Origin of the sequence: Stenotrophomonas sepilia (genome assembly GCF_003244875.1) — a bacterium.
GTDB classification, from domain to species: domain Bacteria; phylum Pseudomonadota; class Gammaproteobacteria; order Xanthomonadales; family Xanthomonadaceae; genus Stenotrophomonas; species Stenotrophomonas sepilia.
In genome coordinates this window covers 1-12,786 of sequence record NZ_LXXZ01000119.1, presented here as the reverse complement: position 1 = coordinate 12,786, position 12,786 = coordinate 1, and the positions used below count along the sequence as shown (strand labels likewise).

Genomic DNA, 12,786 nt, shown 5'->3' with positions numbered 1-12,786 from the left:
CTTCGACAGCCCACCCCGCGCAGACAGATGCGGGGCGGGCCGTCGAAGTACGGCCCAGCGAGCCAGGACACCTTCCCGTGCCCATTCAAGGACGCTCGCATGTTCCGTACTCCTCTCTTCCGCTCGGCCGCCCTGGCCGTTGCCGTTTCGCTCAGCCTCGGCGTGCCCTCCGCGTTCGCCGACAACGCGCCCGCCACCAGTGCCACCACCGCCGTGCAGCGCCAGGCCGTGGCCAAGGGCCTGTACGAGCTGGCCTACAGCCCGAAGCAGAACGCCGTGTTCGTGGCCTCCTCTGGCGGTTTCGGCGATGACGCCGGCCCGGCCCAGGTGCTGCGCCTGAACCCGGCCACGCTGGCCGTGGAAACCCGCATCCCGCTGGAGCGCAAGGCGTTCGGCGTGGTGCTGGATGACGCCCACGACCGCCTGTACGTGGGCAACACCGTGGACCTGTCGGTGACCGTGGTCGACACCGCGCAGAACAAGGCCGTGGGCACCATCCAGCTGATGGAGAAGAAAGCCGGCAAGGACGGCAAGGCCGCCTACACCCACGACCTGCGCGAGCTGGTGGTCGACAGCGCGGCCAACCGCCTGTACGTGACCGGCCACAGCAGCCAGCCGGACGTGAGCAGCGTGCTGTTCGTGATCGATACCACCACGCTGAAGGTGATCAACACCATTGATGGCCTGGGCAATGCCAAGGCACCGGGCCTGGCGCTGGATGCGGCCAACAAGCGCGTCTACACCAGCAACCTGCTGGCCGACCTGGTGGTGGTGGGCACCGATTCGAACAAGGTGGTGGCGCAGCACAGGATCGCCGCCGAGCAGCCGATGAACATCGCGCTGGACCCGGCGGGCAAGCGCCTGTTCGTGACCGACCAGGGCTCGGAATTCCTGCGTGGCTACCAGGCCAAGAGCAGCGGCCTGGTCAGCAAGCATCCGGGCCAGCGCGTACTGGTGCTCGACCGCAGCACCGGCAAGGAGCTGACCAGCATCCCGACCGACGCCGGCCCGCTGGGCATCCTGCTGGATGCACCGCGCAAGCGCCTGTACGTGACCAACCGCGAAGCGGGCACGGTGACGGCGTACAACAGTGACAGCTACCAGAAGGTGGCCACCTACACGGTGCCGACCCACCCGAACAGCCTGGCGCTGGATGCGAAGAACAACGTGCTGTTCGTGAGCATCAAGAACGGCGAGAAGGATGACAAGGGCGCTGACGAGAGCGTGGCGCGCATCCAGCTGTAAGGCGCTGACGCCGGGCTCGCCCGGCAGCGTGCCGCATGAAGAAGGCAGGGTGCCGACCCTGCCTTTTTCTTTGCCGGGTTGCAGTGCCGAGCGCCAACCCGCTAGGGTTGAACACTAGGGCAGGGAGCCAAAGGATCTGAATCATGCTGGGTAATCACCGCTGGTTGCGCGCCGGCCTGTTGATCATGTTGAGCGCTGGGCTGGGCGCCTGCTCCGCCCGTGATCCTGTCCCACCCGAGCCACTGGACCTGGCCCAGCCGATCGCCGTGGATCAGCCAGGTCAAGGGGTGAGTTTCGAGTTCGAGATGAACGCGCGAAATTACATCCCACATCGCACCTACGCCGTGGAGCTGGAATTGCAGCGCCAAGAGGCGCGCAAGCCCGACGAGCCTGACGTGGGCACAATGAGGATCCCGTTCGAGGTAACCCTGCAGCAATGGGGCGCTGATGCCTGGAAAGATGTTCCCACCTACGACAGCTACCAGGCGGGGGCACTCAACGCGGGAGAGCCGCTTCCGGAATGGCATGCGTCCAGCGAATGGCGGTATACGTCGCCGCACATGGGCAGTGACGGCCAGTACACGCTGAGCCTGGTTGCTCTGCCAGTGGAGCCTGATACCCGCTATCGCGTACAGGTTCGCACGGTACAGGCGACGCCGGAATTGCAGCATTACTCGGCTCAGTTGCGGGTACACGCCGCCCGACTACCAGGGAAGTAATCAACCTCACCACCGGACCCGGAGAAATTCGTCTTCAGCAAGCACTATCAGGATGTTCGCAACAACTGCGTGGACTTCACCTGGGAAGCCTTGAACCACGCAGGCATCGAGCGGAAAAGAAGTATCGACGTGAACGCGCTGGGAGGTCCTGCTGGGCAGCTTCTTCCGGATGTCCGCATTCCCCTGGAAATCAAGGGGGCAGGCAAGGATGGATTCCGACCGCTGCGCAACATCCATGGCGTGGACAGCATTGATCCGCCGTTTCCGGACAGCGAGCTCAATCAGAGGAAAACCAATCCCATGCCGGAGCGCAGTTTCAAGCAACACATGCTGAGTGACGCTGAGGGCATGGGCGAACGAAGCGGTGATCTTCTGGCCCGGCACGGTAACGATCCGCTGCTCTCGCAGATCCACCAGGGCGTGGCCCGGCTTGATGCAGAGCGGGGCCGCAGCTTCGATGCCACCAGCGAGAACATCAGCGCCAGCCTGTACGCCCTGGCCAAGGCAAACGGACTGACCCGGGTCGACCACGTGCTGTTGAGCGATCGTACTGCGCAGGCGGATGTGGCGCAGAACATCTTCATCGTGCAGGGCGAGCGCAATGATCCGGCACAGCTGCGCGCCGGCATGCCTACGGCGGTGGCTGCGCAGACACCGGCAGAAACTTCGTTCGAGCGCGCCGAGCAGTTGTCCCAGTCTGCGCAGGCGCGCACGCAGGACGCGTTGCAGCAGCGCCAGGTGCAGGAGCAGTCCGGGCCGCGCATGGTCTAAGGTGGCAAGTACCACGGCGAGCCGGCGTCCGCGCGCTGGGTCGCCAACAACAGTGGCGGCGGCTCAGCCCAGACGGTGTGCCGGGTTCTGCTGCTGCTCCTGCTCACGGGCCTGCTGTTCGGGCACCACCCCAACGGCCTGCTGCTGCACACCCAACCCCAACTTCTGCATCGACTGCTCCACCGGCGTCTGCGCCGCCACCGCGGTCGGCATCATCGCGCGCAGGTGCGCTGGATTGGCCGGGTCGCCCTGCACCACGAAGATGTTGTGTCCGGCCGGGTGCTGGGCCGTGGCGTTGCTGACCAGCACGTGGTCGACCTGTTGCAGGCCCTGCTCGCGGGCGAGCACGGTCAGGCTGGCGGTCAGGCGTTCGCTGGTCTGGTCGAACGCACGGCCATGCTGGGCGTCTAGTGCGGCCACGCCCTGACGGATCTGCTGGTTGAGGCCGTAGTCGGGGTGGTTGGGGGTGATCTCTGCCATGGCGATCAAACGGTAGCGGTGGGTCGGGGTGAACCCCGCCAGTATAGATCCGGCCGGTGAAGGGCGCCGGAAAGGTCAGTTCGCCGGCCGATGGTCATAGCTGATCACCCGTTCGGCCAGCCAGTTCCCGTCCACGCGGCGCCAGACCTGGATGAAGCGGGCCTGGCCGGTCCAGCGTTCCACGCCGTCCTTGCCGCGCTCGTAAAAGCGGTGGTCGCCGATTTCGAGCGCCCGCTCATCGTGCAGCGGAAACACCTGCAGCGAAGATTCCACCAGCTCGCGGCGCAGCTGCCAGCCACCCTCGCGCGCGCTGCTGCACAGGTTGGCCACGCTGTGGCGGAAGTCCTCGCGGCTGCTGGCCGACTTGCCATCCTTGTCATGGAAGAACTCCATGTCGTCGGTCGTCATCGCGGCGGCCTTGTCGGCATCGCAGGCCTCGAAGGCCGCAGCGAAGAGCTGGGTATCGGCGTGGCGGATCTGCACGCGCAGGGTGTCGGCGGGCGCTGGCGTGGCAACGAGGCCGGTGGCCAGCAAGGGCAGGGTGAGCAGCAGCATGGTGAGGCTCCAGGGAGGGTTCACGCAGGCTCGCATGGCGTTTGGGCCACTGCAGCCGGCTTCCGACGAAACGGCCCTGCCACGGAATGAATGCCCATATTGGCGGCCCGGTTCCAGCTTTGAGGCCGTTGCCTGTGCAGGGGATGTCATGAGCGACCGGGATTCCCTCACAGCCGCCACAGGTGACGGCCACTAGCCTGCACTCCTTCCCTTCCACAGGAGCGCCCATGCCTGCTTCCCGCATCCGCCTGCACGTTGAAGACACGGTGGCGATGGCCGCCCGGTCATCCTGATCCACGGCTGGCCGCTGTCCGCCGATGCCTGGAAGACACAGGTGGCGATCCTGCGCGACGCCCAGTATCGGGTGATCAGCTACGACCGGCGTGGCTTTGGCCGCTCTGACAAGCCGGCCGAAGCTTATGACTACGACACGCTGGCGGCGGACCTGGCGGGGCTGATCGAGGAGCATGACCTGCGCGACGTCACTCTGGTCGGTTTCTCGATGGGCGGCGGCGAGGTGGCGCGCTACGTGTCCAACCATGGCCAGGATCGCGTGCACAGTGTGGTATTCGCGGCCGCTGTGCCACCGTTCCTGCTGCGCAGCGACGACAATCCGGAAGGTCCACTGACGCAGGCCAAGGCCGATGAAATGCGCAGCGGGTTGGAGAAGGACCGCGAAGCGTTCTTCGACGGCTTCACCCGCGACTTCTTCAGCGCCAACGGCCAGTTGATGGTCACCGAGGAGACGCGCCAGGCGGCGATCGCGCTGTGCCATCAATCCGACCAGGCGGCGGCGCTGGGCTGCATGAAGGCGTTTGCTACAACCGATTTCCGGGATGACCTGAAGAAGATCACGGTGCCGACCTTGATCCTGCACGGCGACAGTGACGCCATCGTGCCGTTCGAGGGCTCCGGCCAGCGTACCCACAAGGCCATCAAGGGCAGCGAAGTGGTGATCCTGGAGGGGGCGCCGCACGGCTGCAATACCAGCCATGCCGACCGCTTCAATCTGGCGCTGCTGAACTTCCTGAAGCGGTAAGCTGCGGCGATGCGCGAGCCAAAGACACCCCCGTGGAAGAAGCCCAGGCCCAAAGGGCAGACGTCGCAACCGCTGTCGGATGCGCAGAAGGCGGCGGCACGGCAACGGGCGGAGGAGAACGGGCGGCGGTATCCGAACCTGGTGGACAACATGTGGGCGGCGAAGCTGCCGCGTGGGTCGTGAGCGTTGTCGCCGAGCATGGCCCGGCGACAGGCTTGTTTCAGTTCTATATTAACTGTGAGTCTGTGCTTTATCTGCCGTCAGTGGGCGCTGACTTAAGTCGCTAGCCTCTTCCGGCGTAGCGACTGCTGCCGAGCAAGCACGAGTTGCAACTCGGGGAAGTGCCGATCGCCGCTGGGAGCTGCCACTCCATGCCGCAGGCCGGAAGCCAGCAAAGTCCTCCCGGCGGATGGGGACGCTGCGCATCTCCGTCGGCGTATCGGCGATCCGACAGCCAATCAGGACCTCCGCGCCAATCCTTGAGATCACACTTACCGGCCCTGCGCTGTAAAGGCCGTTGTCGTACGTCGTGACCCAGCATTGGTCGATGATGCCGGCCTCCCGGAGGACGCCGCATCCTCTGGCGGAGAGGATGACGGTTTGGCCTTCCATGCGGCCCAGCTTGAGTGCGGCAAAGCTGAGATCGGCGATATGGTTGAAGGCACCCAGCCCCAAGAGCAGGCTGATCGCGACTACGGTGAGGCCTCCGACCCGGTTCCACGTCTTCTTTCGGCCTGACTGATAGATCACCCAGTTGATGATGGGCACCAGCAGAAGCAGTGCTGAAATGCCCAGTGGCTTGATCTGCGCCTCCGGCGGAGCCAGAAATTCGTAGAGCAACGTTGCGGTCGGAATCACGACCGCGTAGATGCACCACGCGGCAATGGTGAGAATCATTGTCCATGAGAGTCCGCAGTGGCTGAGGAAGCGTCGCCCCTTCAGGGTCTGGGCACTTGCCAGCAGAACCGCCGCCAGCACCAGCGCGACCACGACGTAGACAAGTTCGAATACCAGATGGTCCGACAGGCCGAACAGAAGCACTGCGTGGGTCAGGAAGGCGAGCAGGAAGCCTGCACAGATGGCCAGCAGCGAGAGCGACCAGACGTACCTCCTGCGTTTGGTCAACGACTGCACTGGTAGTGACGAGCCGCAGCAACCGCACTCGCTCATTACGGCTATCCGGCGTGTTGCGTACTGACGCCGGAGCTCGGGACGCTGAGGTCTGCGGATGACCCTGGCCTCGCTCAGCAGATGGAATGCATAGCCCGGGATGAATAGCGGGACCAAGAAATAAACCGCACCGATCACGCTGACGGCCAGCATGGAGGCACCGACGACACCGAGGTCGGTAATCGCTAGTTGCGGCACGTAGTTCATTCTCACGAACTGAAGGATGAGAAGCAAAAGGCTGCCTATGCCTACGATCCAGCCGTGCTTCCTGATGAGCTTGAGTATGAATCCAATGGTCTTTGCGGGTGATTCCGACGTGCTCATCGGGAAGTCCTTTTCGGTATTGATGCCGTGGGTAACTGCTGCCGCGCTTGCAGCTCCACCGAAACATCGGCCCAAAGCAGGGCATCTTTAGCGGAAGGGTCATGGCATCGTCCGTGAAGAAGCGTTCCGCGCCCTCCGTAGCATCGCTTACGGTCGGCGCTGCTACGCTGCGATGGGCATCGTTGTCGCATCCGCCAGCCGACACGTGCGAAGCGCTTGGTTAGGATGGCTCTTTGCTGTCATGGATGAACCGATGAGCGCCGCCACCTCCCGAATCCGCCGCATCTGTGGGCAGGGGCCGATCCTGTTGATGCTGCAGTGGGTGGCGCTGCTGTCTGTGGTGCTGGCTGCCGGCTTCTTCCATTACCGTGTGGAGCTGTTGCTGGAGCCGGTGACGGTGGCCTGTGGCGGCCCGGACGCGCAGGCGCGATTGAAGGTTGCCGAACAGGTGATGGCGCGTGTGGGCGCACTGGATGACTGGCAACCCCTGGGCTGGATTCCATGGGTAGGCGTGGTGCTGGCGTTGCTGGGGGCCATGGCGGTGTGCGCAAGCCGTGCGCTGTGGCTGCGCGATCGGCTGCGCACGGCGAACGTGGCGCTTATGGTGCTGCACGGTGGTGCACTGGCTTTGGCCGGATGGGTCCTGCACCTGTACGAGAATGCGTGGAGCAATGTGGCGCGGCTGTCACCCACGGCGTGCCTGGTGGAGCTGGTGCCGGAGGGTGATGTACCGCTGGAGCAGGCGCAGCGCGTGGTGTTCCACATCCTGACGCGGGTGAACGCGCCACTGCTGCGCAATCCGGATGATCTGGCGCTGGTGTTGACGGTGCTGTTGTTGGCCGCGATGGCCGGCGGCGTTGCCCTGTGGCGCGCGATCGCGTGGGCCCGGGCGGGCTGAGCACGCTCGGCGGCGCGCGGTAATCGCGCTACAGTCGACGCCTCGCCACTCCAGGGAAGACCCGATGCGCTTGTTGCTGCGTGCGTTGCCGTTGTTGCTGTGTTCGCTGGCGGTACACGCCGCCGAGGTGGACCGTCGTATCGCGGTGACCATCGACGATCTGCCATGGGCACGGCTGGACCAGATCGTGCCGCCGGATCTGCAGGCGCGGCACGAAGCGTTGATGGCCCAGCTGCGCGAGGCCGGCGTGCCGGTGGTGGGCTTCGTCAATGAGAACAAGCTTGAGGTGAATGGACAGGTGCAGCCGGCGCGGGTGCAGATGCTGCGCGACTGGCGCGATGCTGGCTATGTGCTGGGCAACCACACGTACTCGCACATGGATCTGAATGCGAAAGGCGTGGCGGCGTTCCAGAAGGATTTCCTGCGCGGCGAAACGGTGCTGCGGCCGCTGCTGGCCGAGAAGGGGCAGGCGCCACAGTGGATGCGCCACCCCTACCTGCGGGCCGGGCGCACCGCGGATGAGCGCGTGCAGATGGAGGCGTTCTTCAAGCAGCATGGCTATCGCGTGGCACCGGTGACGGTGGACAACGGGGAATGGGTGTGGGCGTTCGCCTATGCCAACGTGATGAACGAGCAGGCGGATTCGCCGGCGAGCGACGCGACGCTGGCGCAGCTGCGCAAGGGCTACGTGCCGTACATGCTGAACAAGCTGGATTACTACGAGAAGCAGTCGCAGGCGCTGCTGGGGTACGCGCTGCCGCAGGTGTGGCTGATGCACGCCAACGAGCTCAATGCGGCCACCCTTGCCGAACTGGTGGCGGCCACGAAGCGCCGCGGCTATCGCTTCATTTCACTGGACGAAGCGATGCGTGACCCGGCGTATGCGCGGGGTGCGGAAGGCTACAACGGCCGCTATGGCCCGAGCTGGCTGCATCGCTGGGCGATGGCGGAGAACAAGCCGAAGGACTTCTACGCCAGCGAACCCGAGGTGCCGGCATGGGTGATGAAGCTGGCCAAGGTCGACTCGGAGTGAGGCTCAGCGCTTGACGGCCAGCACGCCGTCCAACGCCAGTTCGGCCTTGAAACCGGCCTTTTCCAGGCGTTTGGCCACTTCACGCGGCACGTCGCGGCCGCTGGTCAGCTTGTTCGGCGCGCCCGTGTAATGGAACAGGCGACCGCCCTTGCGGATGACGCGGGCGAGGTGGTCGTAGAACACCTGCGAGTACAGCTCGCCGGCGATGCCGAAGCGCGGCGGGTCGTGCAGGATTGCGTCGACACTGTTGCTGGCCACCCGTTCGATCTGCTGCGAAACGTCACCGTGGCTGAACTGCAGGCGACCACCGGCGGCAGCCGAGTCTGGATCCGGCGACCACGGGTTGAGCGTGCGCAGCCACATCACATCGGCGTTCTTTTCGAATGAACGGATCTGGCCGACACCGGCCTCCAGCGCGCAGGCGGCGAAGTAGCCCAGGCCACCGCAGGTATCGAGGATGACCTTGCCGGCCGGGGCGACCAGCTCCACCTTGCGGCGTGCATCCTCGAACGGCGACAGCTTCGAGGTCGGCAGCATCTTGATGCCGTCGATCTCGAAGGTCGGTGCGCCCCATTCGGTGGGCACCAGCTTGATCAGCGAGCCGCTGTAGCGCGAGATCGGCGCGAATTCCTCGCCATCCCAGTAGTACAGCGTGCGGTCCTTCAGCTTGCCCGGCCAAGGGTAGGGCTGGCCCCGGAAGTGGAAGCCGTCCGCATCCAGCGCCACGCTGTCCTGGCTGCGGCCGAGGTCAAGCGATCCCTGCCAGTCGGCGGCGCCCTTGTCATGGGCACGGCGCAGGGTATCGGCGCTGTCGCGGGTCAGCAGGGGGCCGGTGTAATGGGGCACGGCGGGTACCGGGGCGGTTCGGGGGAGGGCATGGTACCGCAGGACCTTTGCCAGGATACTGAGATTCCGTAGTGCAGACCCAACCGGTGGAGGGCGTTGGTAGAGATGCAGTTCCCACTGAGGGCGTCATGCCCATAGCGGCACAGAATTCTCTGTGGAAGTCGCGTGACGCTGACGGTTGAAGATCGTAATGATAGGTCAGTACTCCCTCTTCATTTCTGATCAAAAGTTGCTGGATGCATATCATGTTCCCAGAACTGTCAGGGGCCAATGTGCTGCGGATGACCACTGGTGTCCCTTGGAGGCTGTAGTCCGCGCTCAGTTGGCCTGGGATGCACGAGCCTGATACGCAAATCAGGGATTGAGCGATCGTAGCGATCATTGGGAATCGGGTCATGTACCTAAGCAGTGAGGGTGGCTTGGTCACCCTCACTGCTAGGTCAAAAGGTTTTGGTATCAGTTGGCTCTGATGGAACCACGATCACTGGCGCAGGCGCGCGGTACACAACCTTCCATCAGCGTATTCATCGTCTGCGGGGAATGAGCAAAGCAGAGGACTCGTGCAGTGTGATTTCCCACCGTGTTTGGCGGGTAATACTCGCTATAGAAGGTCCGGCACCTTCCGTTGTCTATTTGCGCGCTACCCTGGATGTTCCCACTGACTGAGCTGTTGAATCTTACGGTTCCGTAGGAAACGAAGTTCTGGCCAGCTGATACCTGTCCATTTGGTGCATAGGCGATTACATAGTCAGTACTCTTTGCGTCGCTAGCACTGTTCGAATCGATGCTTGAGCAATGCCATGCAGCGCTTCCTGGCCCCACTGTGATGGACTCGCCCTTGGCAGGGTTCATTCCAAGATCTGCGCAGGAAGCCTCGTGATACTGCTTCGTCGCTTCCGTTTGATCGTCGTAGCGATATACATATTGTCCCTTCGAGTTGCGGGTGAGGGACTGCTCCACACTGATCGTCCCCCCAATGAAGTCGGGCCATTCTGCGCTGCGAACGATTTTTTCCGGGATCTTTGCTTCGTCTGCGGTTTGTCCGACAGCTGGATTCCCGTCTCCTGCCTGCACGGATGCAGAGGCGATGAACATGATGATGGCTAGCTGCAATTTCACTTGGGCCTCTCAAAATCTGGGTGAGGCTTCATCTTCGCTACTTGCCCAATGGTGCTTTTGGTTGCATTACGCAGTTCTTTGGATTTCAAACATTTCTCAAAAGTCTGTGTCGCTAATCGCACTTCACCGCATACACCGGCCCGGCCCCGATCAGCATCAACGCCATGTAGTCGCTGTCGCTGGCCTTGCCCTTCAGCGTCGCGCCCTTGTTGAAGTGGAAGATGCCGAAACCGCCGGCCATGCGGATCAACGCACTGTCGATCTGCTCGGCGTCGTCGCGGAAGTAGCGGCTGATCTCGCTGGAAGTGGCCTTGTGCAGGGCATTGGGTTCGCGCTGCCACTGGTCGCCACGGCTGAAGGAGACGAAGTACTGGCCGCCTTCCTTGTCGATGCGGAAGTCGGCCGGCTTGCGCGCGCCGGTGGCGAAGCAGCCCTGCAGCGGGTCGGCGGAAAACGGAAGCCCGGCGTCACTACTGCAGGCGGTGAGCAGGAGGAGGGCACCGGGCAGCAGCAGGCGGAGCGTGCGCATGGGATGTCCCTACAGGGCAGGTGCGGCTAGTGTAGGCGGCATGCGGGCGTGGCCCGTACAGAAATTCGGCAAGGACACAGGGGTTTTCGGATGGCGCAGGGCAAGGCACCGTGGTGCGGCGTGGCCAGTTGGCTGGGTATTGCAGTGGGGTGGGGGGCAGGCACCGTGGCGGCACAGGCAGCGGTCGCTGCGGGCGGCAATGGCATGGCCGCAGGGCTGGGCGTGGGCGTGCTGGGTGCGGCGCTGGTGGGCGGCGGCCTGGCCGTAGCCTCGCGCGTGCGCGGTGAGCGCTGGCCGTGGATCGGCATCGGCGGTGCAGTGCTGAGTGCGCTGCCGCTGCTGATGTACCTGCTGCGGATGATGCTGAAGCTCTGACTGTAGAGCCGAGCCCGTGCTCGGCTGATGGCCTGCGACAGCCGAGCATGGCTCGGCTCTACAGATTCGACCGCAGTCGCGCAGGATCAGCTGCGGTGGATCTCCACCGTTACGTGCACCAGCTCTTCATGGATGGCCAGCGCGTTGCGCACGGTATCGGCATCCAGCGTGGCGTCACTGGTGACCACGCTGGCGCTGACCGCGTACTTGCCGCGACCCACCTGCCAGACGTGCAGGTCGGCCAGGCGCGCCGGCCACGGGCCCTGTTCGATCACTTCGCGTACTTCGGCCACCACCGGCGCGTCCATCTGCGCGTCGAGCAGGATGCGGCCGCTGTCGCGCAGCAGGCCGATCGCCCACACCGTGACCATCACGGCGCCGACCAGGCCCATCACCGGGTCCAGCCAGGTCAGGCCCAGCAGCTTGCCGCCGAGCAGGGCGATGATGGCCAGCACCGAGGTGGCGGCGTCGGCCAGCACGTGCACATAGGCCGAGCGCAGGTTGAGGTCGTGACCGTGCGCATGGGTGTGATCGTGGTTGTGGCCGTGGTGATGGCCATGGTCATGCCCGTGGTGGTGATGCGCGTGGCCCGGGCTGTCGTGCAGCCACCAGGCGCACAGCAGGTTTACGCCCAGCCCGACCGCAGCGATGGCGATGGCTTCGTTGTAGTGGATCGGTGCCGGTACCCACAGCCGCTCCAGCGATTGCACCGCCATCAGCGCGGCGACGCCAAGCAGGGCGATGGCGCTGGTATAGCCGGCCAGGATCTCGATCTTCCAGGTGCCGAAGGCGAAGCGCGGGTCGTGCGCGTAGCGGCGTGCGCAGCGGTAGGCGAACACTGCCAGGCCCAGCGCGAGTGCGTGCGAACTCATGTGCCAGCCGTCGGCGAGCACGGCCATGGAGTTGAACCACCAGCCGCCGACAATTTCCACCAGCATCATGCCGACGGTGAGCCACAGGGCGCGGCGGGTATTGCGTTCGGCCAGCGGGTTGCCGTCGTCGAAGCGGTGTTCGTGGCGACGGGCGGCGGCGAGGGCATCCAGGTGCATGGAAAGACCAGAGGGTGGAAGGATACCCTCATAGGGTATACGATGCGCCCATGGCCCATGTACACACGAATCGAAAGCAGCTGCTGACCCGGGTACGCCGCATCGGCGGCCAGGTGGCGGCGTTGGAGCAGGCGCTGGACAGGCCGGAGGGTGAGGCCGGCGACTGTGCGGACGTGCTGGTTCAGGTTGCCGCCGTGCGCGGTGCCGCCCACAGCCTGCTGATGGAGCTGCTGCACGAGCATCTGCAGGAACATGTGGTCGGCGCCGAAGACCCGCAGCAGCGGGCGGCCGAGGCCGAGGTGCTGGTCGAACTGCTGCGCCGCTACGGCAAATAGCAAGGGTAGTGCCGGCCGCTGGCCGGCACCTGCGGGCTGCGCGCGGTGTTCCTGGGGATGCCGGCCAGCGGCCGGCACTACCCGTGCCGGTGCCGCGCGTTCCAGATATGCGTGGCGGCCAGCAGCAGGCTGCCGGTGACGGTCATCGGTGTTTCCCAGTCGTGCGAGGGCAACGCCAGCGCGCCGGCCAGCAGCAGGCCAAGCCCGGAGCCGGCGGTGGCCCAGGCCAGCACCTTTCTCTTTTACACATCTGAAGCTGCCGACGAATCAGAGGCGTAGAGTCTCGGAGGGCGGAGCGA

14 protein-coding genes and 2 pseudogenes are annotated in these 12,786 nt (G+C 64.6%); 8 read left to right on the top strand and 8 right to left on the bottom strand.

Features of this window, described 5'->3' with window-relative positions:
• Nucleotides 1-99: 99 nt before the first annotated feature.
• From A7X97_RS21645 to A7X97_RS22215, 3 genes are all read left to right on the top strand, one after another.
• Nucleotides 100-1,245 (top strand): YncE family protein, encoded by a 1,146-nt coding sequence (locus tag A7X97_RS21645; RefSeq protein ID WP_088496198.1) that lies wholly within the window; start codon nucleotides 100-102, stop codon nucleotides 1,243-1,245.
• Between the two features lie 143 nt (nucleotides 1,246-1,388).
• Nucleotides 1,389-1,964, top strand: coding sequence for a hypothetical protein (locus A7X97_RS21640; protein WP_088496197.1), 576 nt, complete (start codon nucleotides 1,389-1,391; stop codon nucleotides 1,962-1,964).
• A gap of 327 nt (nucleotides 1,965-2,291) precedes the next feature.
• On the top strand, nucleotides 2,292-2,735 hold the full coding sequence (locus A7X97_RS22215) for an XVIPCD domain-containing protein (RefSeq protein WP_245885096.1): 444 nt from the start codon (nucleotides 2,292-2,294) through the stop codon (nucleotides 2,733-2,735).
• A 63-nt stretch (nucleotides 2,736-2,798) separates the two neighbouring features.
• On the opposite strand, the gene A7X97_RS21630 is transcribed toward A7X97_RS22215, so the two are convergent.
• On the bottom strand, nucleotides 2,799-3,215 hold the full coding sequence (locus A7X97_RS21630; RefSeq protein ID WP_088496226.1) for an XVIPCD domain-containing protein: 417 nt from the start codon (nucleotides 3,213-3,215) through the stop codon (nucleotides 2,799-2,801).
• Nucleotides 3,216-3,290: 75 nt separating this feature from the next.
• On the bottom strand, nucleotides 3,291-3,770 hold the full coding sequence (locus A7X97_RS21625; protein WP_088496196.1) for a nuclear transport factor 2 family protein: 480 nt from the start codon (nucleotides 3,768-3,770) through the stop codon (nucleotides 3,291-3,293).
• 227 nt (nucleotides 3,771-3,997) lie between these two features.
• Here A7X97_RS21625 and A7X97_RS21620 point away from each other — a divergent pair.
• A pseudogene (locus A7X97_RS21620) lies at nucleotides 3,998-4,809 on the top strand (alpha/beta fold hydrolase).
• 231 nt (nucleotides 4,810-5,040) lie between these two features.
• Here the strand turns inward: A7X97_RS21620 and A7X97_RS21615 are convergent.
• A complete protein-coding gene (locus A7X97_RS21615; protein WP_088496193.1) occupies nucleotides 5,041-6,303 on the bottom strand; it encodes a hypothetical protein in 1,263 nt (420 codons plus the stop codon).
• Between the two features lie 253 nt (nucleotides 6,304-6,556).
• Between A7X97_RS21615 and A7X97_RS21610 the strand changes: the two genes are divergently transcribed.
• Both A7X97_RS21610 and A7X97_RS21605 read left to right on the top strand, forming a co-directional pair.
• The gene (locus A7X97_RS21610; protein WP_088496225.1) at nucleotides 6,557-7,201 is read left to right on the top strand and encodes a hypothetical protein; all 645 of its coding nucleotides are present in this window, start codon (nucleotides 6,557-6,559) and stop codon (nucleotides 7,199-7,201) included.
• Nucleotides 7,202-7,265: 64 nt separating this feature from the next.
• The gene (locus tag A7X97_RS21605; protein WP_065186647.1) at nucleotides 7,266-8,234 is read left to right on the top strand and encodes a polysaccharide deacetylase family protein; all 969 of its coding nucleotides are present in this window, start codon (nucleotides 7,266-7,268) and stop codon (nucleotides 8,232-8,234) included.
• 3 nt (nucleotides 8,235-8,237) lie between these two features.
• Here A7X97_RS21605 and A7X97_RS21600 read toward each other — a convergent pair whose 3' ends face one another.
• The 3 genes from A7X97_RS21600 to A7X97_RS21595 form a co-directional block, all read right to left on the bottom strand.
• Nucleotides 8,238-9,080, bottom strand: coding sequence for a class I SAM-dependent methyltransferase (locus tag A7X97_RS21600; RefSeq protein WP_005415070.1), 843 nt, complete (start codon nucleotides 9,078-9,080; stop codon nucleotides 8,238-8,240).
• A 456-nt stretch (nucleotides 9,081-9,536) separates the two neighbouring features.
• Nucleotides 9,537-10,199, bottom strand: a complete 663-nt coding sequence (locus A7X97_RS21805; RefSeq protein ID WP_146260267.1) for a hypothetical protein — start codon at nucleotides 10,197-10,199, stop codon at nucleotides 9,537-9,539.
• Between the two features lie 112 nt (nucleotides 10,200-10,311).
• Nucleotides 10,312-10,728, bottom strand: coding sequence for a hypothetical protein (locus tag A7X97_RS21595; RefSeq protein WP_088496192.1), 417 nt, complete (start codon nucleotides 10,726-10,728; stop codon nucleotides 10,312-10,314).
• A 90-nt stretch (nucleotides 10,729-10,818) separates the two neighbouring features.
• Between A7X97_RS21595 and A7X97_RS21590 the strand changes: the two genes are divergently transcribed.
• Nucleotides 10,819-11,103: a hypothetical protein gene (locus A7X97_RS21590; RefSeq protein ID WP_005415073.1), complete on the top strand. Its 285-nt coding sequence runs from the start codon at nucleotides 10,819-10,821 to the stop codon at nucleotides 11,101-11,103.
• Between the two features lie 86 nt (nucleotides 11,104-11,189).
• Here the strand turns inward: A7X97_RS21590 and dmeF are convergent, their stop codons facing one another.
• Nucleotides 11,190-12,152, bottom strand: a complete 963-nt coding sequence (gene dmeF, locus A7X97_RS21585; RefSeq protein WP_088496191.1) for a CDF family Co(II)/Ni(II) efflux transporter DmeF — start codon at nucleotides 12,150-12,152, stop codon at nucleotides 11,190-11,192.
• 50 nt (nucleotides 12,153-12,202) lie between these two features.
• On the opposite strand from dmeF, the gene A7X97_RS21580 reads away from it, so the two are divergent.
• The gene (locus A7X97_RS21580; protein ID WP_088496190.1) at nucleotides 12,203-12,487 is read left to right on the top strand and encodes a metal-sensing transcriptional repressor; all 285 of its coding nucleotides are present in this window, start codon (nucleotides 12,203-12,205) and stop codon (nucleotides 12,485-12,487) included.
• A 77-nt stretch (nucleotides 12,488-12,564) separates the two neighbouring features.
• Here the strand turns inward: A7X97_RS21580 and A7X97_RS21575 are convergent.
• Nucleotides 12,565-12,720: pseudogene (locus A7X97_RS21575) on the bottom strand (MerC family mercury resistance protein); the annotation flags it as partial.
• Nucleotides 12,721-12,786 lie beyond the last annotated feature (66 nt).

Excerpts from the sequence above, each read along its gene's own strand:
- A7X97_RS21605 (WP_065186647.1), top strand. The coding sequence starts at position 7,266 with ATGCGCTTGTTGCTGCGTGCGTTGCCGTTGTTGCTGTGTTCGCTGGCG.
- A7X97_RS21630 (WP_088496226.1), bottom strand. The coding sequence starts at position 3,215 with ATGGCAGAGATCACCCCCAACCACCCCGACTACGGCCTCAACCAGCAG.
- A7X97_RS21610 (WP_088496225.1), top strand. The coding sequence starts at position 6,557 with ATGAGCGCCGCCACCTCCCGAATCCGCCGCATCTGTGGGCAGGGGCCG.
- A7X97_RS21590 (WP_005415073.1), top strand. The coding sequence starts at position 10,819 with ATGGCGCAGGGCAAGGCACCGTGGTGCGGCGTGGCCAGTTGGCTGGGT.
- A7X97_RS21595 (WP_088496192.1), bottom strand. The coding sequence starts at position 10,728 with ATGCGCACGCTCCGCCTGCTGCTGCCCGGTGCCCTCCTCCTGCTCACC.
- dmeF (WP_088496191.1), bottom strand. The coding sequence starts at position 12,152 with ATGCACCTGGATGCCCTCGCCGCCGCCCGTCGCCACGAACACCGCTTC.
- A7X97_RS21625 (WP_088496196.1), bottom strand. The coding sequence starts at position 3,770 with ATGCTGCTGCTCACCCTGCCCTTGCTGGCCACCGGCCTCGTTGCCACG.
- A7X97_RS21580 (WP_088496190.1), top strand. The coding sequence starts at position 12,203 with ATGGCCCATGTACACACGAATCGAAAGCAGCTGCTGACCCGGGTACGC.
- A7X97_RS22215 (WP_245885096.1), top strand. The coding sequence starts at position 2,292 with ATGCTGAGTGACGCTGAGGGCATGGGCGAACGAAGCGGTGATCTTCTG.
- A7X97_RS21645 (WP_088496198.1), top strand. The coding sequence starts at position 100 with ATGTTCCGTACTCCTCTCTTCCGCTCGGCCGCCCTGGCCGTTGCCGTT.
- A7X97_RS21640 (WP_088496197.1), top strand. The coding sequence starts at position 1,389 with ATGCTGGGTAATCACCGCTGGTTGCGCGCCGGCCTGTTGATCATGTTG.
- A7X97_RS21615 (WP_088496193.1), bottom strand. The coding sequence starts at position 6,303 with ATGAGCACGTCGGAATCACCCGCAAAGACCATTGGATTCATACTCAAG.